Annotated in this window: 21 protein-coding genes; 13 read left to right on the top strand and 8 right to left on the bottom strand. The window is 65.4% G+C overall.

What is annotated here, in order from left to right; all coding sequences use genetic code 11:
• Positions 1 to 23: 23 nt before the first annotated feature.
• Positions 24 to 686 (bottom strand): hypothetical protein, encoded by a 663-nt coding sequence (locus ABLI39_RS07540; protein ID WP_349412825.1) that lies wholly within the window; start codon positions 684 to 686, stop codon positions 24 to 26.
• A gap of 222 nt (positions 687 to 908) precedes the next feature.
• On the opposite strand from ABLI39_RS07540, the gene ABLI39_RS07535 reads away from it, so the two are divergent.
• From ABLI39_RS07535 to ABLI39_RS07485, 11 genes are all read left to right on the top strand, one after another.
• Positions 909 to 2,879, top strand: coding sequence for a type I restriction-modification system subunit M (locus tag ABLI39_RS07535; protein ID WP_349412824.1), 1,971 nt, complete (start codon positions 909 to 911; stop codon positions 2,877 to 2,879).
• Positions 2,876 to 4,168 carry a restriction endonuclease subunit S gene (locus tag ABLI39_RS07530; protein WP_349412823.1) on the top strand — a complete coding sequence of 431 codons (1,293 nt, stop codon included), beginning with the start codon at positions 2,876 to 2,878 and terminating at the stop codon, positions 4,166 to 4,168. Before ABLI39_RS07535 ends, ABLI39_RS07530 begins: the two co-directional genes overlap by 4 nt.
• 2 nt (positions 4,169 to 4,170) lie before the next feature.
• A complete protein-coding gene (locus ABLI39_RS07525) occupies positions 4,171 to 5,106 on the top strand; it encodes a restriction endonuclease (protein WP_349412822.1) in 936 nt (311 codons plus the stop codon).
• Between the two features lie 10 nt (positions 5,107 to 5,116).
• Positions 5,117 to 8,194: a type I restriction endonuclease subunit R gene (locus ABLI39_RS07520; RefSeq protein ID WP_349412821.1), complete on the top strand. Its 3,078-nt coding sequence runs from the start codon at positions 5,117 to 5,119 to the stop codon at positions 8,192 to 8,194.
• 81 nt (positions 8,195 to 8,275) lie between these two features.
• Complete coding sequence (locus tag ABLI39_RS07515; protein ID WP_349412820.1) at positions 8,276 to 9,286, top strand: hypothetical protein; 1,011 nt, start codon at positions 8,276 to 8,278, stop codon at positions 9,284 to 9,286.
• A 334-nt stretch (positions 9,287 to 9,620) separates the two neighbouring features.
• Complete coding sequence (locus tag ABLI39_RS07510) at positions 9,621 to 10,238, top strand: uracil-DNA glycosylase family protein (protein ID WP_349412819.1); 618 nt, start codon at positions 9,621 to 9,623, stop codon at positions 10,236 to 10,238.
• Positions 10,239 to 10,403: 165 nt separating this feature from the next.
• Complete coding sequence (locus ABLI39_RS07505; RefSeq protein ID WP_349412818.1) at positions 10,404 to 11,147, top strand: glucose 1-dehydrogenase; 744 nt, start codon at positions 10,404 to 10,406, stop codon at positions 11,145 to 11,147.
• 21 nt (positions 11,148 to 11,168) lie between these two features.
• Positions 11,169 to 12,125 carry an L-lactate dehydrogenase gene (locus tag ABLI39_RS07500; protein WP_349412817.1) on the top strand — a complete coding sequence of 319 codons (957 nt, stop codon included), beginning with the start codon at positions 11,169 to 11,171 and terminating at the stop codon, positions 12,123 to 12,125.
• Between the two features lie 89 nt (positions 12,126 to 12,214).
• Positions 12,215 to 12,724, top strand: coding sequence for a hypothetical protein (locus tag ABLI39_RS07495; protein WP_349412816.1), 510 nt, complete (start codon positions 12,215 to 12,217; stop codon positions 12,722 to 12,724).
• Between the two features lie 111 nt (positions 12,725 to 12,835).
• Positions 12,836 to 13,438 (top strand): DUF305 domain-containing protein, encoded by a 603-nt coding sequence (locus ABLI39_RS07490; protein ID WP_349412815.1) that lies wholly within the window; start codon positions 12,836 to 12,838, stop codon positions 13,436 to 13,438.
• 115 nt (positions 13,439 to 13,553) lie between these two features.
• A complete protein-coding gene (locus ABLI39_RS07485; RefSeq protein WP_349412814.1) occupies positions 13,554 to 14,870 on the top strand; it encodes an ATP-binding protein in 1,317 nt (438 codons plus the stop codon).
• 3 nt (positions 14,871 to 14,873) lie between these two features.
• On the opposite strand, the gene ABLI39_RS07480 is transcribed toward ABLI39_RS07485, so the two are convergent.
• Together ABLI39_RS07480 and gluQRS are read right to left on the bottom strand one after the other, a co-directional pair.
• Entirely contained in the window at positions 14,874 to 15,485 is a 612-nt protein-coding gene (locus ABLI39_RS07480) for an HD domain-containing protein (protein ID WP_349412813.1), read from the bottom strand.
• Positions 15,486 to 15,494: 9 nt separating this feature from the next.
• Entirely contained in the window at positions 15,495 to 16,391 is an 897-nt protein-coding gene (gene gluQRS / locus ABLI39_RS07475; RefSeq protein ID WP_349412812.1) for a tRNA glutamyl-Q(34) synthetase GluQRS, read from the bottom strand.
• Positions 16,392 to 16,716: 325 nt separating this feature from the next.
• On the opposite strand from gluQRS, the gene ABLI39_RS07470 reads away from it, so the two are divergent.
• Complete coding sequence (locus tag ABLI39_RS07470) at positions 16,717 to 17,175, top strand: Lrp/AsnC family transcriptional regulator (RefSeq protein WP_349412866.1); 459 nt, start codon at positions 16,717 to 16,719, stop codon at positions 17,173 to 17,175.
• Positions 17,176 to 17,202: 27 nt separating this feature from the next.
• Here the strand turns inward: ABLI39_RS07470 and ABLI39_RS07465 are convergent, their stop codons facing one another.
• Entirely contained in the window at positions 17,203 to 17,658 is a 456-nt protein-coding gene (locus ABLI39_RS07465) for an Lrp/AsnC family transcriptional regulator (RefSeq protein ID WP_349412811.1), read from the bottom strand.
• A 105-nt stretch (positions 17,659 to 17,763) separates the two neighbouring features.
• Here ABLI39_RS07465 and ABLI39_RS07460 point away from each other — a divergent pair, with 105 nt between their 5' ends.
• Positions 17,764 to 18,432, top strand: a complete 669-nt coding sequence (locus ABLI39_RS07460; RefSeq protein WP_349412810.1) for a LysE family translocator — start codon at positions 17,764 to 17,766, stop codon at positions 18,430 to 18,432.
• Between the two features lie 24 nt (positions 18,433 to 18,456).
• On the opposite strand, the gene ABLI39_RS07455 is transcribed toward ABLI39_RS07460, so the two are convergent.
• The 4 genes from ABLI39_RS07455 to ABLI39_RS07440 all read right to left on the bottom strand — a co-directional run bounded on the left by ABLI39_RS07455 (position 18,457) and on the right by ABLI39_RS07440 (position 22,034).
• Entirely contained in the window at positions 18,457 to 19,422 is a 966-nt protein-coding gene (locus ABLI39_RS07455; protein WP_349412809.1) for a hypothetical protein, read from the bottom strand.
• A 34-nt stretch (positions 19,423 to 19,456) separates the two neighbouring features.
• Entirely contained in the window at positions 19,457 to 19,957 is a 501-nt protein-coding gene (locus ABLI39_RS07450) for a DUF456 domain-containing protein (protein WP_349412808.1), read from the bottom strand.
• Positions 19,958 to 19,992: 35 nt separating this feature from the next.
• Complete coding sequence (locus tag ABLI39_RS07445) at positions 19,993 to 21,216, bottom strand: NAD(P)-dependent malic enzyme (RefSeq protein ID WP_502935202.1); 1,224 nt, start codon at positions 21,214 to 21,216, stop codon at positions 19,993 to 19,995.
• A 230-nt stretch (positions 21,217 to 21,446) separates the two neighbouring features.
• Positions 21,447 to 22,034, bottom strand: a complete 588-nt coding sequence (locus ABLI39_RS07440; protein ID WP_349412807.1) for a TetR/AcrR family transcriptional regulator — start codon at positions 22,032 to 22,034, stop codon at positions 21,447 to 21,449.
• Between the last annotated feature and the right edge of the window lie 104 nt (positions 22,035 to 22,138).

Genomic DNA, 22,138 nt, shown 5'->3' with positions numbered 1-22,138 from the left:
ACCGCCCGCCGCTACCACGTGCCCTACCGCTTACCTAGGCCGGGCAAGCCACCTTGGATGACCCACCGGGGCTCTCTCGGCTCCAATGTCTGTGTCACCTTGGGCATTTCCGCTCCACGCACAGCGCTCAAGAGTCCGCGTAGCTTGTGCACTCGTCGTTGGTTCACATTCCAAATCTTCTGGTTTTCCAGCAGGTACGTCATCTCTGCTACGAGTTGAGCCTGTTGCGAGCGAAACCTCAGGGCGCCTGGCTCAAGGAAGTCGTTGGCTCGCCTCATCACACGGTTGATGGCTGAGTAATCGTCGAGTGCGTCGGTGTTTCCCAAGCCTCCCGCGCCGATTTCGTCGCCAGCTTGGCCCGTACGCGAGCGCCGAACGGAGCTTTGTCTCACTGACTTCAGGTCTGCAAGCACGTTCTCCGCCGCTGCGGTTCCCCCAAGGCTGTCGCGCCAAGTCTGCACGTTCTGGTGCTGGCGCCTGTCCGGAATTCGATTGCGCTCAGCGAAGTCGGCAAGCCGGAACACCTCGTCTTGGAGTTCTTGCAACTCTGAGCCCGAAAGGGGCAGCCGCCCGTGACGCTCCATGCGCCGCAGCGCCGATCCATACATCACGTCAAATTTCGCTTGCGCAGGACTTCTCTGCACTTTGCCCCCATGGCCCATCGTCGTTGACTGAACGTTGCCCAAATCCTAGCGCCGAGAAGAAGCAATCCTTGCGTCGTTCGTTACTGTGCAGTCGTGCCGGTTCCAGTGTGACCAACCAACGTCACCCCTCCCCCATACAATGCAAGGGCAAGTACGTGCGTGATCGATTGAACGCTGCACGGCAATGGGGGCGCCGCGGTCGGCCATAAAGCGATCGGCCAAATACAGCGCACCCCACTGCCCGCAGCAAGGGAAGCGGGAGCAGTGGCCGGCAACAACAACGCCAACCTGGTGTGGAGCATCGCGAATATTCTGCGGGGCACCTATAAACCGGCGCAGTACGGCTCGGTGATCCTCCCGTTCACCATCCTCCGCCGCCTGGACTGCGTTCTGGAAGCCACCAAGGATGCCGTCCTGCAGGAAGCAGAAGCCAAGAAGGACCTGAACATCCCGCTGGACACCTTCCTGCAGAAGGCCTCGGGCCACAGCTTCTTCAACACCTCCAAATTCAACTTCGTCAAGCTCCTCGATGACCCCACCAACATCAAGGCGAACGTCCTCAACTACGTCCAGGGCTTCTCCGAGAACACCCGGGACATCTTCGAGCGCTTCGAGTTCTACAAGACCCTCGAGAAGCTGGACAGCTCGGACCTGCTGTACCACGTCACCAAGGACTTCACCGCGATCGACCTCCACCCGGAGACCATCAGCAACATCGAGATGGGCCTCATGTTCGAGGAACTCATCCGCCGCTTCGCCGAAGCCTCCAACGAGACCGCCGGTGAGCACTTCACCCCGCGCGAGGTCATCCAGCTGATGGTCCAGCTCCTGCTTAACTACGACGACGACGTCCTCACCAAAGAGGGCATCGTCCGGTCCATCTACGACCCAACCGCCGGAACCGGTGGCATGCTCACCGTCGCCCAGGAACACCTCCACGCGCTCAACCCCAGCGCCTCCCTCGTCGCGTACGGCCAGGAAATCAACGACGAGTCCTACGCCATCTGCAAGTCGGACCTGCTGATCAAGGGCCAGGACATCTCCAAGATCTCGGTCGGCGACACCCTTGCCAACGACCAAAACATCGGCCAGCAGTTCGACTTCATGCTCTCCAACCCCCCCTTCGGCGTTGAGTGGAAGAAGATCCAGCCGCAGATCCAGAAGGAACACGAACTCCACGGCTTCGACGGCCGCTTCGGCCCGGGCCTGCCCCGCGTGAGTGACGGCTCGCTGCTTTTCCTGCTGCACCTCGTACGGAAGATGCGCCCAGCACACGACGGCGGCTCCCGCATCGGCATCGTCCTGAACGGCTCGCCGCTGTTCACCGGCGGCGCCGGCTCGGGCGAGTCGGAGATCCGCAAGTACCTGATCGAGAACGACTTCGTGGAGGCCATCATCGCGCTGCCCACGGACATGTTTTACAACACCGGCATCTCCACGTACATCTGGATCCTCTCCAACAGCAAGAAGCAAAAACACCCAGAGCGCGTCGGCAAAATCCAGCTCATCAACGGCGTCGACTTCTTCCAGAAGATGCGCAAGAGCCTCGGCTCCAAGCGCAAGGAACTCGGGGCCAAGGACATCGCGAAGATCGTCCAGCTCTACGGCGCGTTCGAGGACGACGGCGAGACCTCCAAGATCTTTACCAACCAGGACTTCGGCTACTCCACCATCACCGTGGAGCGCCCGCTCAAGCTCAACTTCGCGTGCAAGCCAGAGAGGATCGAGGCGGTTCTGGCGCAGAAACCCGTCGAGAAACTATCCGACGACGACCGGCAGCTTCTCGAAAAGACGCTCACCCGGCTTAGCGAAGACGAGACGAAGCTTTGGAAGAACCGAGAGGCTTTCCTCAAGGTCCTCAGGCCTGCCATCGCAGGCGCCGGCCTCAAGCTCGGCGCACCGGTCCTGAAAGCCGTCATTGCCGGGCTCTCCGAACGCGACGAGACCGCCGACGTCTGCAAGGGACCCAAAGATGCACCCGAAGCGGATGCGGACCTGCGCGACACCGAGAATGTCCCGCTAGGCGAAGACATCCGTGCCTACTTCGAACGGGAAGTCCTCCCCCACGTCCGCGACGCCTGGATCGACGACACCAAGACCAAGGTCGGCTACGAAATCCCCTTCACCCGCCACTTCTACAAGTACGTCGCCCCCAGGTCACTGGACGAGATCGACGCCGACCTCAACGGGCTCATCTCCGAGATCACGAAGCTGCTGGCCGAGGTCGAGAAGTGACCTACCCTGTATTGCGCCTCGGTCACGTGGCCTCCATCAAGACAAGCAACGTCGACAAGAAGTCCTACGACGGCGAAGTCGTCGTGCGTTTGTGTAACTACACCGATGTCTACAAGAACGACACGATCACGTCAGAAATGGACTTCATGGTTGCCACGGCCACGCAGGATCAAGTTGGCAAGTTCGGGCTGAAGGTTGGGGACACGGTATTCACAAAGGATTCCGAAACTGCCGATGACATCGGTATCCCCGCATACGTCGTGGATAGCGCTCACGATCTTGTCTGTGGGTATCACCTTGCCATTGCGCGTCCCCTCGAAGGGGCGACAGATCCCCGATTCCTGTATTGGTGCCTCGCCGGCCCTGAGGCCGCACAGCAGTGGTCCGTTCTTGCGGCCGGGGTGACTCGCGTAGGTCTGCGACAAGCCGACATCGGCAAACTCGAAATCCCGGTCCCCCCAATCAAGACCCAACGAAAAGTTGCTTCCTTCCTCGACCGCGAAACAGCCCAGATCGACAAGCTGATCCGCAAACAGGAGCGGCTCATCGAGCTGCTCGCCGAGAAGCGCCAGGCGACGATCACCCACGCCGTCACCAAAGGCCTCGACCCCTCCGCCCCCACCAAACCCTCCGGTGTTCCTTGGCAGGGCCCCGTTCCGGAGCACTGGACAGTTCAGCCGCTGAAGAATCTGATTCGAATGCAGACCGGCGTTACGCTCGGCAAGGATTTCTCTGAGGTTGAGACGGAGACGTATCCGTATCTGCGAGTGGCCAACGTTCAAATCGGATATGTCGACCTTAATGAAGTCAAGGAAATCGACCTGCCCAAAGACTTGGCCGCGACGTCCATGCTGCGGGCTGGTGACGTGCTCATGACAGAAGGCGGGGACCGAGACAAGTTGGCCCGCGGCTGCATTTGGGAAGCTCAGATAGCTCCATGCGTGCACCAGAACCACATCTTCGCGGTGCGAACTGGCGATCAATTACTCAATAAGTTCTTGGTTCTGGCACTGGACGCTGATCCTGCGCGAGCCTACTTCTATCTCACTGGCAAACAGTCGACCAATCTGGCGTCAACGAACTCTACGACGGTCAAGAACTTCAGGTTTGGTGTTCCACCAGTGGTTGAACAACACCGGATTGTCGATCAACTCGGACGAAAGACCCGGCTCATCGACGACCTCGTGGATAAGGCAAATGCGGTTATTTCCACTCTGAGGGAACGCCGCTCGGCCCTCATTTCCGCTGCCGTGACCGGCAAGATCGATGTTCGTGAAGGAGTTGCTTAGGTATGACGTTGCCTCAGTGGCACGGATTCGTTGATCCGGTTCTGCGGATCATGTCAGACGGCCAGATCCGCAGGAACGCTGAAATCAGGACATCTGTGGCTGAGCGTACTCGGCTGACCGAAGAGGACATGGCGGAGGTCATGTCCTCCGGTGAGGCCCGCTGGGCCAACCGGATCAACTGGGCCGTCTTCGATTCCATGAAGGCCGGCCTGCTGGTCCGCGAGGCACGGGGGCAATACAAGATCAGCGACGAGGGCCTCCGCCGGGTGTCCTCGACTGCGGAAATCACATACCAGACGCTACAGGAATACGAGTCCTACCGGGCGTACCAGAACACGTCGAAGGCTCCCAAGAACACGCTCCTGCCCGGCGTAGAACCGGCTACCGCTATCGCCGAAGTAGCGGTCGACGCAGATCCCTCCGAGGCCCTCGAGCAGTCCGCGGACCAGCTCAACCGGGTGGTCATCGATGAGATCTACCGCAATCTGCTCGAACTCTCTCCCGACGCTTTCGAACGCCTCATTCCCTTTGTCGTGAGGGCGCTTGGCTACGGAACAGACCGTGAAGACAACCTGAAACCCACTCAGCGTTCCGGCGACAAGGGCATCGACGGAATTGTCTGGCAGGACGCGCTCGGCTTCGACCGGGTCTATCTGCAGGCCAAGCGCTATTCCGAGGGCAACAACGTCGGAGCACCCGAAGTCCAGGCGTTCAGCGGAGCGTTGGGCCAGTTCCGCGCCACCAAGGGCATCTTTATCACCACCTCGACATTCACCACCGGGGCGCGAGCGGTCGCCCGCGACACGGCGCACTACACGTTGATTCTTATCGACGGGCAACGGCTGGCGTCGCTCATGTTCGAGTACGGCGTCGGTGTCCAAGTCGACCGCACGGTGGTCGTGAAAAAACTGGACCAGGACTTTTTCGACAGTTTCTAGGGGGAACCGTATGGCGCAGCACAATGAAGTGACCTTCGAGGATGAGATCTGCCACGCTCTTGCCGCCGAGGGATGGATCTACGAGCCGCACCGCAAGGCCAGTGAACTCTACGACGCAAGCCGCGCGCTTGCGCCGGAAGATGTATTCGCTTGGCTGGCGGACACCCAGCCGGAGCAGCTGGCCAAGGTCTTGAAGCCAACGGACTCCCCCGCCGAGCACGAGGTGGCGAAGCGGCTGCTCCTGGACCGGCTGTGCAAGGTCTTGGACAAGCCGGCGACCAAGGAAACCGGCATGCTCTCCGTGCTGCGCACCGGTTTCAAGGACGTCGCCACGAAGTTTGAGATGTGCCAGTTCAAGCCTGCCATGGGCCTGAACCCGGAAACGCTGGAGCGGTACGGCAAGGTTCGCCTCCGGGTGATCCGGCAGGTCCACTACTCCACTGTCGACACTATGAAGAGCATCGATCTGGTGTTGTTCATCAACGGGCTGCCAGTCGCGACCATCGAGCTCAAAACGGACTTCACGCAGAACATCAATGACGCCGTCGAGCAGTACCGCAAGGACCGGCTGCCCAAGAATGGCAAAAACAAGGACGAGCCGCTGCTGTCCTTCGGCCGCCGCGCCCTAGTGCACTTCGCCGTCAGCAACGACGAGATTCAGATGACCACCGAACTCAAGGGCAACGACACCCACTTCCTGCCCTTCAACCTCGGCAATGACGGCCACGCCGGCAACCCGGTCAACCCCAAGGGTTCGGCCACCAGCTACCTGTGGGAAGAGGTCCTGCAGCGGGACTCCTGGCTGAACATCATCGGCAAGTTCCTGCACCTGCAGATCAGCGACAAGACCAACCCGGTCACCGGCGACCGTGAAGTCCGCAAGTCCCTGCTGTTCCCGCGCTACCACCAGTGGGACGTAGTCAATCAGCTCATAGAGACCGCCCGCGCCGAGGGGCCGGGCCACCGCTACCTGGTCCAGCACTCCGCCGGTTCCGGCAAAACCAACTCGATCGCCTGGACCGCGCACCAGCTCAGCTCCCTGCACGGCGCCGGCAACGAGAAGATCTTCGACTCCGTCATCGTCGTGACGGACCGAACCGTGCTGGATGCCCAGCTGCAGGACGCGATCTACCAGATCGAGCACAAGTCCGGCGTCGTCGTTCCCATCCGCGGCAACGCCGGCTCCAAGTCCGCCGAACTCACCGCCGCGCTGGCGGCGCGGACGCCGATCATCATTGTCACCATCCAGACCTTCCCGTTCGCGCTGAAGGCCATCGCCGAATCGCAGGCACTCAAGGGCCGGAATTTCGCGATCATCGCGGACGAGGCGCACTCCTCGCAGACCGGATCCACCGCGAACAAGCTGAAGAAGGTGCTATCCGCGGAGGAACTGGCGGACGTCAACGACGGCGGCGAGTTCGACGTCGAAAGCTATCTGGCCGCCGAGATGGCCGAGCGTGCCGACGCCAAAAACATCAGCTACTTCGCCTTCACCGCCACGCCCAAGGCCAAGACACTGGAGCTGTTCGGCCGGAAGGGCCCGGACGGGCTGCCGCAGCCGTTCCACCTGTACTCCATGCAGCAGGCTATCGAGGAACGATTCATCCTGGACGTGCTGCAGAACTACACCAGCTACAAGGTGGCCTACCGGCTCACTCACGAGGGCAGGGACTACGACTCGGACGACGCCCAGGTGGAGAAGTCGGAGGCGCTGAAGTCGCTGATGAACTGGGTGAAGCTGCACCCGTACAACATCAGCCAGAAGGTCCAGGTGATCGTGGAGCACTTCCGCGCCAACGTGGCCTGGCGCCTCGACGGCAAGGCTAAGGCCATGGTGGTCACCGGCTCCCGCAAGGAAGCTGTCCGGTACAAGCTCGCGATCGACAAGTACATCCACGACGCCGGCTACTCCGGGCTGGGCACCATGGTCGCCTTCTCCGGCGAAGTGAACGACGACGAATCCGGCCCGGAGGCGTTCACGGAGATCAACATGAACTCCGGGCTCAAGGGGCGCACGCTGCCCGAGGCGTTCTCTACCGACGAATACAAGATCATGCTGGTGGCCAACAAGTTCCAGACCGGCTTCGACCAGCCGCTGCTCGTGGCGATGTACGTGGACAAAAAGCTCTCCGGTGTCTCCGCCGTGCAGACGCTCTCCCGGCTCAACCGCACCGCCGTCGGCAAGGACCAGACCTTCGTGCTGGACTTCGTCAACAACCCGGACGAGATTCTCGCCTCCTTCCAGCCCTACTTCCGCGAGGCCGCACTGGAAGGCGTGTCCGATCCGAACGTCGTTCACGATCTCCAGAACAAGCTCGACGCCGCCCAGATCTACCTTGAGTCCGAGGTGGACGGCTTGGTGAAGTCCTATGTCCTGGAGGCCGGCAACAACGCGCTCTCCGGCTGGGTAGCCCCGGCGAAGTCGCGCTTCAACACCCGGTACAACGCCGCCGTTGCCGAGGGGGATAAAGCCGCCCAGGACGAGCTGGACCTGTTCCGGAAGGACCTTGGCTCGTTCGTCCGCGCCTACGACTTCCTCTCCCAGATCGTCGACTTCGCCGACACGGACCTTGAGAAGCGCTCGATCTACTACAAGCACCTCCTGCCCGTTCTCCGTGTGAACGACGCGAAAGTGGCCCTTGACCTCTCCGGAGTGGTGCTGGCCAAGTACGCGCTCAAGGACAAGGGGCAGGCCCAGCTGCAGCTCTCCGGCGAGGACGCGATGCTGAAGCCGCCGACGGAGGTGGGCACCGGGCAGGCCAAGGATCCCGTCCTGGCGACGTGGGAGGAGATCATCCAGCAAGCCAACTTGCCGTTCGAAGGCGAGGAACTGGACGCGGTGGCGCACTTTGTGGAGGGCGTGCGTCGCGAGCTTGTGAAGAACGAGACGCTGCAGAAGCAGGCTCAGAACAACTCCAGGAGCCACTTCGGCAGCAGCCCGCATCTGGAGAAGGCCGTCAGCGACGCGGTGTCCAACTCCATGGACAGCCACTACAACCTGAGCCTCCAGGCTTTGGGGGATAAGACGAAGATGCAGGCACTGCTCAAAATGCTCAGCGAATTGGTTTACGAGGAGCTACAGGCGTGAGTACCAACATTGAGCCGAGCGCCGGCGTGGCGCAACTGGAAAAATGAACGGTTGCTGAAGCGACTAGTAGATGATGGGTCCATGGGGATTATGGATGGCGCCGCAAATGGACTCCGAACACGGCTTGAGAACGTTGGAGTACGCCCCGACTTGGCGTTTGCAATCGGGCAAGTGGCGTACTTGCCACCGCGCAAGATACCGTCTTGGGTCGCCCCTGCGTCGACTTCAAAATCCGAGACTACGTGGCTGGTATCTCAGTACGAAAAGCAACTCCGCGCTACACCTGACGGACTCGCATCGATCGCTTTGATTCAGGGACTCTGTAACCGCGTATTCGGACCTCACGGCGAGCAGATGTTCATCGGGTCGTACCCTGAATTCTCCGAGGACAACTGGGAGGAAACCGTCGCGCAAGAACTCGGCCACAGCGTCAACGTCGATAGCATCGCTCGTAGCAAACGGGCTGCCTTCACCCGCGATTTCATCGACTCGGACATCTACTGGAACGGCGAAGAATGGGTTTCTTCGCAGACCGCTGGCCCTGGCACGACCGACGGCCTCTCCGAGGCCTTGCGCACCACGATGACCGCGTCCCGGGCTATAGCTATGCTGTGCCGAAAATACTTTGATACTCCTCGAAATGGGCTCGGCCGGTACTTCCCTGAAGCGGCCATCGACGAATCCCGGGAAGTAGACGACCTCTCCCTGGTCTGTCATCTTATGGGACCGGAAGGCCAATCCTTGGAAGGATTTCTAGTTCAGTCGGGAGATCGTTTCGGGTTCTTTGATGGCGCCGATCTCATGGTTGAGGATCTCAACGAAGGATCCCCCATCCTCTTCAGCGCCGAATCCGTCACTGACATTTTCTGCGGGATGGATGCGAGCCTCTTGGATGCCGCCGAAGGCTGGGACCGAATCATTCCGGTTCCAATGGACGAAAGTCTGGAACTTGCGATTCAGTTTGAAGGCGGAAAGGCCCTGCGCCTGCAGGTCAAGCCTGAAAATGTCCTCACAGATGTCTATAGGTCGCGCTACTACTGCGCGCTCTATTTCCTCAGTGAGTGGGATGGTCGACTTTCTGGATCGAAATAACGAGAGCGGGTCATGGGCATGTTCTCGGACCTGCTAGCCGGGTCGACGCACGCCAGCATTCCCAGGTTTCAACGATCCCACACACCACCCTTAAACACAGGACCTGCAGGTACCTTCGCGATCTCGCTATGAGACGGCCCGGACATTTTCATGTCCTGATCAGCCCGGCTTAATCAAGTGGTTACCTGCAGGCGCTTTAAGCGTACGCCCGTCGCCGGAGCGGTGGCTAGGGGTCCGGCGCCTCTTCCGTGACGGCCGGGAACGCGCCCGGAAACAGAAGCGTAGAGTGGAACAAGACGCCTGATTCTGGACGCCGAGTGCTGAGGGAGAAATCGTGACGATTGACTGGGACGAAAAGAAGACCCTGCTGCAGGAACCGAACATCGCGGCTGTGACCCAACTTTGCGACGAACTGATGGAGAAGAAGCCGGGATCTGTGGTCCCCTACATCGACCCCGTCCATGACGAGGACGAGTGCCGGATCGTCAGCCTCCATATTGCGCCCGGCAAGGGCTGCGAGTCAGGGTTCGTCTCCCACTTCAACGAGGACGAGGCCGCCCGCCGCGCCACCTCCATCTACGAGGCCGTCGAGCTCGACCCGCGCTACGTGATGCCGTGGAACGCCTACCCGTGGGTCCGCGACCCGGAACTTCCCTCCGCCTTGAATGTCCAGGAGAAGACCGACGGACTGCGGCCTTTCCGCCAATTCATGAAGATCAACAAGCGCACTTCCGCGATCATCGCCCACGGCGCCGACGCCCACGCCTTCCTGACGCTCTTCGAGAAGACCTACCACTCCTCGCTGAAGAACCGCGGCGTGAAGATCTACAAGGCCACCGCCCTCGGCGGCCGCGCGTTCGCCGTCTCCCCGGCCAAGCAGGAGGAACTCCTGGCCAAAAACGTCGCCGTCTACCAGGACGCCATGCAGCGGGCCGGGATCCAGCACCTCTAACGAACCCACGACGCCGGCCCGCACCCGCCGGCCGCCTTCGCCCTTGGGCCCAACGACCCTGCCCAACCCCGACTTCCGCGGCCATGCTGGGAGGGCTGGCCGGATGTCGGCCGGCCCGTCGCGGACTCCTGCAGCGCCGACGGTTGCGGCTCGGAAGGGACCAGCATGGGACGGTTGGACGGCAAAGTCGCCCTGATCAGCGGCGGCGCCCGCGGCATCGGCGCGGCCATCGCGCGGCGCTTCCTCGCCGAGGGGGCCAGGGCCGTCGTCGGCGACGTCCTGGACGACGACGGCGCCCGGCTGCTTGCGGAACTCGGCGACGGCGTCCGTTACGTGCACCTGGACGTGACGAAGCCCGCGGACTGGGACGCCGCCGTCAGCGAGGCGGTCACAGCGTTCGGCGGCCTGAGCGTCCTGGTGAACAACGCCGGCATAGTGAACTTCGGCCGGATCGACGAGTACCCGCACGATCAGTGGGCGCGGATCATCGACGTGAACCTCACCGGCGTCTTCAACGGCATCAAGGCCGCCGCCCCGGCACTTGCTAAGGCGGGGTCAGCCTCCATTATCAACGTCTCCTCCATCGCGGGCCTGCGCGGCTACGAAAGTCTCGCCGGGTACACCGCCTCTAAGTTCGGCGTGCGGGGCCTGACCAAAGCCGCGGCGCTGGACCTGGGACGGGACGGGATCCGGGTCAACTCCGTGCACCCCGGCGTCATCCAGACCCCCATGACCGAGGGCATGACCTTCGATACCGGCCACGTCCCGCTGCACCGGATCGGCCAGCCCACGGAGATCGCCGACCTCGCCGTGTACCTGGCCGGCGGCGAATCCTCCTTTGTCACAGGCGCCGAATTCGTCATCGACGGCGGCGAAACGGCCGGAACCGTCGGAACCGCGGCCGGCTGACCGCCCGCGATGGAGACGCTGATGTCCGTACATTCCGGTTCCAAACTCGCCGTCGTCGGCGCCGGCAGCGTCGGCACCTCGCTGGCGTACGCCGCCCTGATCCGCGGTTCGGCCAGCCACGTCGCCCTCTACGACGTCAACGCAGCCAAGGCCGAAGCCGAGGTCCTGGACCTGGCCCACGGCACCCAGTTCACCGCAGCCGCGGCCACCGTCAACGGCGGTGCGGACATCAGCGTCACGGACGGCGCCGACGTCGTGGTCATTACCGCCGGGGCCAAACAGTCTCCCGGCCAGACCCGGCTGGACCTGGCCGGCACCAACGTCCGCATCCTCGAACAACTCATGCCGCAGCTGCTCGAACACGCCCCGGACGCGGTCTACGTGCTGGTCACCAACCCCTGCGATGTACTGACCGTCGCCGCGCAGAAGATCACCGGGCTGCCGACGTCGCGCATATTCTCCTCCGGCACCGTGCTGGACACCTCGCGGCTGCGCTGGCTGCTGGCCCACCGCGCGGGTGTGTCGGTGAGCAGCGTCCACGCCAGCATGGTGGGCGAGCACGGCGACACCGAGTTCCCGGTCTGGTCCGGCGCGACGATCGGCCCGGTGCCGATCCGGGACTGGAAGGTCGACGGCGACCGCATCTTCACGCCCGGCTACCTGGCCGAGACCGCCCGCGAGGTCACCCAGGCCGCCTACAAGGTGATCGCCGGCAAGGGCGCGACGAATTACGCGATCGGGCTCTCCGGCGCCCGGATCGTGGAGGCGCTGCTGCGCTCCGAGAACGCCGTGCTGCCGGTCTCCACCGTGCTGGCCGGCCAGTACGGAATCGACGGCGTGGCCCTGTCCCTGCCGAGCATCGTTGGCCACGGCGGCGTGCGGGCGGTGCTGGAGACCCCGATGGACGAGGGCGAACTGGCCTCGCTGCACCACTCGGCCGAGACCCTCCGGCAGAGCCTGGCCTCCCTCGGGATCTGACCCACCCGGGCGGGGAACACAATCCCCGGGTCCGGCGTTGAACAGCGGTAGCCTGAACTGCGGAACCACAGCCCGGACGGAGGTAGGTCATGGTCGCAGCACGCACCCGGCATCACGCCGCCGGGCTCGTCCGGGCCGCCCTGCTTGCCGCAGTCCTGGCCGTGCTCGCGGGACTTCTGGGCATGCATGTATTTTCGGCGTCCCACGCCGCGCACGCGTCCGCGGCCGGAGCGCCGTCCGGGGAAGTGGCGCTGGCGGCAGCGTCCGGCCCCTCAGCATCCGGGCACGCGGAAGCCGGGCACTCCGGCTCCGGCCACTCCACCGCCGGGCACCCCGCATCAACCCACCCCGGTACGGCGCCCCGCCACAAAACTCCCGCCCCGCCGTCGTGCGGCGGCGCCGGAGACTGCGGCGGCCAGAGCTCCACGCACGTCTCGTGCACCCCCGCACCGTCGGGGGCATCCCTGCACGCGCCGGCACCCGGGACCACACTGCTGGCGGTCCAGCCGCGCACCGCGCCTTCAGCCGAGCCGGCCTCCGCTTGCTCCCACCATCCGGCGACGCCCACGCCGATCGAGCTGTCCATCAGCCGGACATAAAGGGACTCCGTGCCGCTCTCCGCCGGCACCCCTTGCCCTCCCGGTGCGCGCACCTATGCCGCGCACCGTCCGACGCCGGCACCTGCCGGATTCCCAAAGGACAGATTCTTCGTGAACAAAGCACTGACAATTTCCGCCACCGCCCTAGCCGCCGTCATCGCCCTGGCCGGCTGCTCGACCGGTTCCGGTTCCGCCGGCAGCAGCATGCCCGGGATGGACCACAGCTCCGGCCAGGCCATGCCCGGCACAAGTGCCGCGGCCGACCACAACGCTCCGGACACCATGTTCGCCCAGGGGATGATCCCGCACCACACCCAGGCCGTCCAAATGAGCGAGATGATGCTCAAGAAGCCCGGCATCGACGCCAAGGTGACCGCCCTGGCCGGCCGGATCAAGGCGGCCCAGGGCCCGGAGATCGACCGGATGACCGGGTGGCTCCGGGACTGGAACGAATCCACCCAGATGCCGGGCGGCCACGCAATGTCCGGCATGCTGGGCGACGACGAGCTCAAAAAGCTCGACGCCGCCACGGGGACCGAGGCCGCCAAGCTGTTCCTGACCCAGATGATCGCCCACCACGAGGGCGCCGTCGAGATGGCCAACGCGGAGGTCCGCGGCGGCAAGAACCCGGAGGCGATCAAGCTGGCCAAGGACGTCGCAGCGTCCCAAACGGACGAGATCAAGGAAATGAAGGACCTGCTGGCCGCGCTCTAGTCCCGGGCAGGCGGAGGTGGCGGCGTAATGCTGCGCTGCCACCTCCCCGGTTCGCCTAAGCTCGGAGGAAAGTAGTTCCACCTGGCTCAGCGACGAACCACCCGGGAGACACCTCATGACCAACTGGCGAATCAGGGATTTCCACTCGGCCGATCTGGACGGGATCCTGCACCTCTGGGAATCCCTCAAGGCCACCAACGTCGAGCCGGTCTACGCGCTCTCCGAGGTCCTTGCCTCCTGCGAGAAGGACCACGCCGTCGTCGCGGTGCAGGGCGAGCAGGTGGTGGGCGCCGCCGTCGGCCGCGCCGCGCACGACCAGGGCTGGATCGTTTTCCTGGCCACCCTCCCCGAGTTTCGCGGCCGCGGGATCGGCACCTCGCTGCTGGCCGCGGTCGAAAACCGGATGGCGCCGCACGGGCTGAACAAGCTCTCCGCGCTCATGCCGGAATCCGAAACCCGCGTCGAGGCCTTCCTGAGCCGCGGCTTCGTGCTGAAGAAAAACCTGCGCTACTTCGAACGCAAAATCCCGGTCCAGCGGCAGGAGCTCGAACCGCTGAGCCAGCTCGGCGGCCGGATCCTGGCCCGCGACCTCTGGGAAAACGTTGCCGGCATGCGGAACGAAAAGGAGCTCCTGGAGCGCCGTCTGGTGCTGCCGCTGGCCGAGGCGGACCTCGCCGACGAATACGGTGTGGTCCCGCCGCGCGCCGTTGTGCTGTTCGGGCCGCCCGGCACCGGCAAGACGACCTTCGCCAAGGCAATCGCTTCCCGCCTGGAGTGGCCGTTCGTGGAGGTCTTCCCGTCCCGGCTGGCCTCCGATCCAAAGGGTCTGGCCGGCGCGCTGCGCGAGACCTTCCTGGAGATCGCCGAGCTGGAGCACGCCGTGGTGTTCATCGACGAGGTGGAGGAAATCGCCTCGCAGCGGGCCGGGGATCCGCCGTCGCCGCTGCAGGGCGTCACCAACGAGCTGCTGAAGATCATCCCGGCGTTCCGCGAACAGCCGGGCCGGCTGCTGGTCTGCGCCACCAACTTCATCCGCGCCCTGGACTCCGCGTTCCTGCGCCACGGCCGCTTCGACTACGTCATCCCGATCGGCCTGCCGGACCGCCTGGCCCGCGAGGCCATGTGGCAACGCTTCGTCCCGGCAACCGTGGTGGACGACGTGGACGTGGAGCTGCTGGTGGACCGTACCGAGGGCTTCTCCCCCGCGGACATCGAATACGCGGCGCGCAGCGCCTCCCAGCGGGCGCTGGAAAAAGCGGTGTACGACGACGGCGGGGCCGCCTCCGCTGGCGGGGCCTCAGTCCGGGAGGCCGTCCGGAAGGGACCCGCCACGCAGGACTACCTCGACGCGATCGCGGACACCCGGACCACCGTCAGCGCCGAGGTGCAGCAGGAGTTCCTCGAGGACATCGACCTGCTGGGCCGCGTCTAGCCTCTACGGGGCGTCGTCGTAGGAGAGGTTTTCGTAGTCGGTATCGTCGGCCTCGTCGAGCATGTCGTCGAGTTCCTCCAGCAGCCACGGGTTGATCCGGGCCAGGATCTTGCGGGTTTCCTCTACCGGGACCGCGGCGTACAGCACCGGCCGGGCGTCGGCGTAGCGGGTGACCGGCGGCTTGTCCGGCCACTTCTCGGCCAGCGCCCGGACCCGTTCGGGCAGGGAGTTGTGCGCGTTGTCGGCGATCTTGACCAGGGTCGCGTCGTGGTCCTCGGCGATGTACCGGATGCCAGCCTGGTAGTCGTCCGGATTCTCGTGCAGGCGCTTCGTGACCCGCTCGATGATGTCCACGGCCCGCTCGGACACGCCCATGTCCAGCAGCGCCTGCCGCGTCATCGGGGTGTCCTCCGCGATGTCGTGCAGGTACCCGGCGATCCGGATGTCGTCGTCGAAGTCGGCCAGCGCATCGCCGACGGCGATCACGTGCTCGCGGTAGGGCCGCTTGAGCTTGTCCTTCTGCCGGTTGTGGGCCACCTCGGCGAGGACCTTGGCGGTCTCGACGGTAAATCCGGGCCGCGGGGAGGGCGCTTCGCTGAACTCTGGTTCTGACATGCTTCCAGCCTACGCGCCGCGCCCGCCCAGCCCCGGCCACACCCACGGCTCCCGGGGCAGTGCGGCGGGGGCAAACGCGGCCAGCGCGCTCTCCAGGGATCCCGCGGGCAGGCCCAGCGAGCCCAGCAGCGCATCCCGCACCTCCTCCACGGAAACCCCGGCGGCGGCGAGGTCCGCGAGCGTGACCGCCCCGTCGCGCTTGGCGAGACGGGCGCCGTCGGCGTTCAGCACGAGCGGCACGTGGGCATATTCCGGAACGGGAATATCTAACAGGGTGGCCAGGTAGGCCTGCCGCGGGGTGGAGGGGAGCAGGTCGTCGCCGCGGACAACCTGGTCAATGCCCTGCGCCGCGTCGTCCACCACGACGGCCAGGTTGTACGCGGCGACCCCGTCGTTGCGGCGGAGCACAAAGTCATCCACGACGCCGGTGAAACTGCCATGCAGCACGTCCTGCAAGGTCGCCTCGGCAACCTCCGCGCGGAGCCGGACCGCCGCGGGCCGGACGGCGCGCTTCGCCGCGCGGTCAGTCTCGGACAGGTCCCGGCAGGTGCCGGGATACGCGCCCTGCGGGGCGTGCGGCGCGGAAGGTGCCTCCTGGATTTCGCTGCGGGTGCAGAAGCATTCGTAAGTCAGGCCGGCCGCGGTGAGCCGCTCGATTGCCTCCGTGTAGAGGTGCTCACGCTCCGTCTGGCGGACGACGCCGCCGTCCCAGTCCACGCCGATCGCCGCCAGGTCGCGGAGCTGCTCCGCCTCGGCACCGGCCCGGGCCCGGTCAAGGTCTTCCACCCGCATCAGGAAGCGCCGGCCGGTGGACCGGGCGAAGAGCCAGGCGAGGATGGCGGTGCGCAGGTTGCCCACATGCAGTTCCCCGGAGGGGCTGGGGGCGAAACGACCGGCTGCTGTCATGACACCAGCCTATGCCGGACAACACAAGAGCCCCTCAGCCACCGACTTCGGAGATCCGACGTCGGGGGCTCAGGGGCTCTTGCCGAAAGGGTGTGCGGAATGACGATGCGTGAACAAGAGTCAATCAGCGGCGGGCTCCTCGCGGGGGCCTGATCGGGATTCCGGGTGGTGTGCCGGGGGATCCGTAGCCTTCGGGGTGCCGGCGGTGGCCCGCATCCTTGTTGCCACTATTTGAGCAGGAGCCATACAGTTGGTGCAACGGACATCGCGCATACTGGTCAGACTGACCAGAGCGCATCTCAATGATTGGCAGGAAGTGGTCAGATTGCAGCAGCTGGACGCGACGGACCGGCGGATCCTTCTGGCTCTCGACGCGGACCCCCGGGTCCCCATCATGGTGCTGGCCCAGAAACTCGGCCTGGCCCGCGGAACCGTGCAGTCCCGCCTGGAGCGGATGACGGCGTCGGGCGCGCTGCGGCCCAACAGCAGCAGGGTGCTTCCCTCCGCGCTGGGCCGCGGGGTGGCGGCGGCGGTGAGCGCGGAACTGGACCAGAGCCATCTGAATGAGGCGATCGCCGCGCTGCGGAACATCCCGGAGGTGCTGGAGTGCCACGCGCCCGCCGGAGACACCGACCTGCTGATCCGGGTGGTGGCGACCAGCCCCGACGACCTTTACCGGGTCTCCGAGGAAATCCGCCTCTGCCCGGGCATTGTGCGGACCTCCACGAGCATGTTCCTGCGCGAGGTCATCCCCTACCGGACCACGGCACTGCTGGACGGGTGAGCGGAGCCGACTCACAGATAGCGCAGATCAGACCGGCGGCCCGGCGTTTGCCTTCAGGTTCTTCATCACCAGGGTGGAGGTCAGCCGCTCGACGCCGGGCAGCGAGGTGAGTTCGGCGTCGTAAAAGCGCTGGTACGCCGGCAGGTCCTCCGCAATGACCTTCAGCAGGTAGTCGGGTTCGCCGAAGAGCCGCTGCGCCTCGACGATGTTCGGGTTCTCCGCCACCCGGTTCTCGAAGATCTCCATGGTGGCGCGGTCCACCTGCCGCAGCGTGACAAAGACAATGGCCTCGAAGCCGAGGCCGACCGCGGCCGAGTCGATGTCGGCGCGGTACCCCCGGATCACGCCAGTGGCCTCCAGTTCACGGAGCCTGCGGTGGCACGGCGCCACGGTCAGGCCCACCTTCGCGGCGAGCGCCGTGGCAGTCATCCTCCCGTCCTCGCGGAGGTGACGCAAAATACTTCTGTCAATGTGGTCGATCACGCAATAACCTTACCGTGGGCGCGGATTTCTGAGCGAAATCAGTGAACACTTATGGGCCGGAAATTCCTAGGCTTGGCTCTGTAGCCGCAGCCTCAGGAGACCGCCATGAACCCCCAGCTCTTTTTCGCTTTCATTGGCGTCGCCGTGGCCCTCGCCTGCACGCCGGGCGTGGACTGGGCCTACTCGATTGCGGCCGGGCTGAGGGAGCGCAGCTTCGTGCCCGCGGTTGCCGGCCTGTGCGGCGGGTACGTCGTTCATACGGCACTTCTGACCGCCGGGCTGGCCGCGGTGATCACCGGCATGCCCGGACTCCTTGGCTGGCTGACGGTGGCGGGTGCGGCCTACCTGCTGTGGCTGGGCGCCGGCACGGTGCGGTCGTGGCGGGGCGCCAGCTTCGGTGCTCCTTCACCCGCCGGATCCACGGCCCCCGCCCCGGCACCCGCCAACCAGTTCCGGATCTTCCTGGAGGGCATGGGTACGAGCGGCATCAACCCGAAGGGGCTGCTGTTCTTCCTCGCCCTGGTCCCGCAGTTCGTCAGCACGGACGCCGCCCTGCCGGTGCCGCTGCAGTCCGGCCTGCTGGGCCTCACCTTTGTGCTGCTGGTGGCCGTCATCTACAGCTGCGTGGCGCTGCTGGCCCGCAAGCTCCTGCATTCCCGCCCCGGCGCGGCAAAACGGGTGACACTGGCCAGCGGGGTCATCATGGTTACCCTGGGGCTGGTGCTGCTGGCCGAGCAGCTGGTTCCGGTGCTCGCGGGGATTGCCTGGCAGTAGCCCGCCGCATCCGCCCGCAACGGATCATTCCCCGTTCAGCGCCTTCCATTCCTGTTCCCAGAGCCTGCGTTCTTCCGCGTCCTTGCGGATGACGTCAAAAGTTTCGAGCTCGGCGGGCCTGCCGCGCAGCCAGTCGCGGGGATTCAGTGACTTGCGGCCGTTGTCCAGGAGCAGCAAGGCGCGGTCCGTCAGGGCATCATTGCGGAACGTCAGGTGGGTCTTCCGCCGCCGGAGAACTTCCTTCAAGGCCGCCTGGGAGGCCTTGGACGCACCGAGGCGGCGCAGCGACCGGGCCCGGATCAGCAGCAGCGCGGCCGAGAGGTCATCGGCATTCGACAGCCCCTCGGTCCAGACGGTCACTTCCTTGTCCCGGCCCAGCGCAAACGCTACCGAGCACCGGGCCAGAGCCGCGGGCAGCGAAGGCGGCAACGAGGCAACGGTCTGCAGCGCCGCCTCGAGGTGGCCTGTCTCGCGCAGGGAGTGCGAAAGCGCCAGGAACACCGCTTCCTCGCTGAAGAGAACGGGAACCTCAAGGCGCTCGGCCACCTCAACCCGGGTGACCACCCGGGTCAGGTAGCCGGACGCGAACTGGTTGGCGTCGTCGTCGTTCCTGGTGGTGAGGCCGCGCTGGAGGAGTTCCGAGGCGCGGAGGTAGCCGCCTTGCTGGTGCGCGAGGAGCCCGGCCAGCACATAGCAAAGGCCGGCCCAGCCGGGGTAGGCGCGGCCCGCGGCGATCAACCGGTTGGGGTCGGTGTTGTGGAAGGTCGCCTCGTACACCGCCCTGGCTGCCTTCCCGGAGATCCGCTTTAGCCGGGGGATGGTGCCGTCCACGCTAAGCAGTGCCCCGCTCCGGCCGCCGAGCGCCGTGTGCAGCATGCCGCCGACGCCGTCCGCGATATCCCGCACCGGCGTGCGGACCTGCGGGCTACCGAACGGCGTGAGGTCGCGGGTGTCGCGATAGATGGGTCCCAAGGACTGTCCGGCGCTCATTCTTCCATGCTAATAGGGCCCCTGGGCCGAACGGCTAAGCGGCGGCCGCCACCCAGACGCCGATCACCCAGGTACTCGCGGCCAGGCACGCCAGCCCGAACTCGGTGATCATGCCCAGGCCGGTGGCCTTTAGCGCAGCCCAGCTGGAGGTGACCGCGGTGCGCCAGGCGCGGGTGCGGTGCAGTTCGCTGAGCAGCAGCCCGGCCGCGAAGCCGACGAAGAGCCCCACCACCGGAATGAGGAACATGCCGACGACGCCGAACACCAGGCCGGCGACGACGGACCGGCCGGGAATGCTGTGCTGCTTGAGCTTCCGGCCCGTGAGCACGGCACTGGCGGCCATCCCGGCCAGCACCAGGACCACGCCGACCCCGAACACCACCCAGCCCGTGGTGCCGGCCCCTCCCCAGATGGCCCAGGCCAGCAGGCTCAGGGCGATCAGGATGCTGCCGGGCAGCACGGGGATGATGATGCCGGCCACGCCCACCAGGATGGCCAGGCCGCAGAGGACCGTCACAACAGTCTCGGGGTTCATCGCCCCAGTCTAGGGCCGGCGACGGCGCCGGTTATTTAGCCCGCCTCCACCGCAGCGGCGACGGCGGCCGAGACGGCCGGGGCGACGCGCGGGTCCAGCGGGCTCGGCACGATGTAGTCGGCGGAGAGCTCGTCCTCGGCGAGTTCGGCGATGGCGCGGGCCGCGGCCAGCTTCATCTCCGGGGTGATCCGGCGGGCGCCGGCGTCGAGGGCGCCGCGGAAGATGCCGGGGAAGGCCAGCACGTTGTTGATCTGGTTGGGGAAGTCGCTGCGGCCGGTGGCGACGACGGCCGCGTACTTGGACGCAACCTCCGGCAGCACCTCGGGGTCCGGGTTGGAGAGGGCGAAGACAATCGCGCTGTGGTTCATCAGCTTGAGGTGCTCTTCGTCCAGCCGGGACGAGGAGACGCCGATGAACACGTCGGCGCCGAGCAGGGCCTCGCCGGGGCCGCCGGTCACGCCGCGGGGGTTGCTGCGGGCCGCGAGCTGGGCCTTCTTGCTGGCCGGGTCCGCGGCGATGTCGGCACGGTCCCGGTTGATCACGCCGCGGGAGTCCAGCAGCACGACGTCGTCGATGCCGGCGGTCAGCAGGATTTCGGCGACGGCGATGCCGGCCGCGCCGGCGCCGGACACGACCACGCGGAGCCCCTCCAGCTCGCGGGAGGTGACCTTGGCGGCATTGGTGAGCGCGGCCAGGACGACCACGGCGGTGCCGTGCTGGTCATCGTGCATGACGGGGCAGTCGAGGGCTTCGATCAGCTTTTCTTCGAGTTCGAAGCAGCGGGGGGCGGAGATGTCTTCGAGGTTGACCGCGCCGAAGCTGGGGCGGAGCCGGACCAGGGTCTCGATGATCTCGTCGACGTCGGTGGTGTTGAGGACCAGCGGGATGGAGTCCAGGTCGCCGAACGTCTTGAAGAGGGCGGATTTGCCTTCCATCACGGGCAGCGAGGCGCTGGCGCCGATGTCGCCGAGGCCCAGAACGGCGGTGCCGTCGCTGACCACAACCACGAGGCGCTGGGCCCAGGTGAGGGTTTTGGCCAGCTCCGGGTTGGCCGCGATGGCGCGGCTGACCTGGGCGACGCCGGGCGTGTAAGCGATGGAGAGATCGCGTTTGCTCTCTAGCGGGACGGTGCTGGCGATGGAGAGCTTGCCGCCCTGGTGGGAGGCGAAGATTTCCTCGTCGCTGAGCGCCGTTACGGGCGCATTTGCGGCCGAGTCCGGGGCGGTGGAATTGGCGGGAATGATGGTTTCAATGGACACGTCGTTGTCTCCTGGGGCTCACCGTGGGCGTACGGCACTTGGCTGCTGGGGCACGCGCAGTGGTGCCCGAGATGGTCGGGGGGGAACTTCGCGGGCGGCCCCGGGGTGGCGGGCCTGCGGTGAAGCTCCCGGAAGTGCTGGCTCGCGCCGCTCCGGTTCTGCCATGGTAGACAACGCAGGGCCGGCGCGAAGATTCACCCGGACACATTGGGGTAACTGGTCTAGACCAGCTACGCGGCCCCGTGCTCCCGGGAAAGCAGGGAGCAGGCCTTCTTCAGGTCTTCCTCGGCTTCGAAGAGCGAGAGCCGGCGGCAGCGGACCGACTGGACCAGGCCCGTGACGGTGAGCAGCAGGACCCGCGAGACGGCGGGGTCGCCGCTGACCACGGTGACGGCCTTCTCCGCGGTCGCGTCGATGTCCCGGAGCAGCCGGGTGGTGTCCGTGTCCTTGGCGTAGACCACCCGGTTCAGGCATTGCTCCACGGCAGGCTGCATAAGGCGCATGTGGAAGATCTCCATCACCACCCCCACCAGCGCATGCGCCGGAACCTTGGCCCCGGACGGCCACTCGCCGAGGTGCAGCTCGCCGAGCTGCTTGCGGTAAAGAGCCAACATCAGCTGGGTCGGCGAGGGGAAATAGCGGTACAGGGTGCCCAGCGGGACGTCCGCCTTGGCCGCCACCTCGGAGAGCACCACGGAGTCCAGGCCCTTCCGGGCAAAACCAGCCGAGATCTCGAGGATCCGCGCATAGCGACGCCGCTGCCGGGGCAGGGTGGGCGGCGGGGCCATTGGCGGAAGATCCGAAGGGAATTCAGGCATCAGCAGCGTTCCGGGGTCGTTTTTCTCGGCAGCCGGCACGTTCAGTCCACAGCGCTGCCTCGGGAATCCCGTCCACTATACGTCACGGAACCGGGCCCGATGCC

This window comes from Pseudarthrobacter sp. B907, assembly GCF_040137805.1.
GTDB lineage: Bacteria > Actinomycetota > Actinomycetes > Actinomycetales > Micrococcaceae > Arthrobacter.
This window is presented reverse-complemented; position numbering and strand designations above follow the sequence as displayed.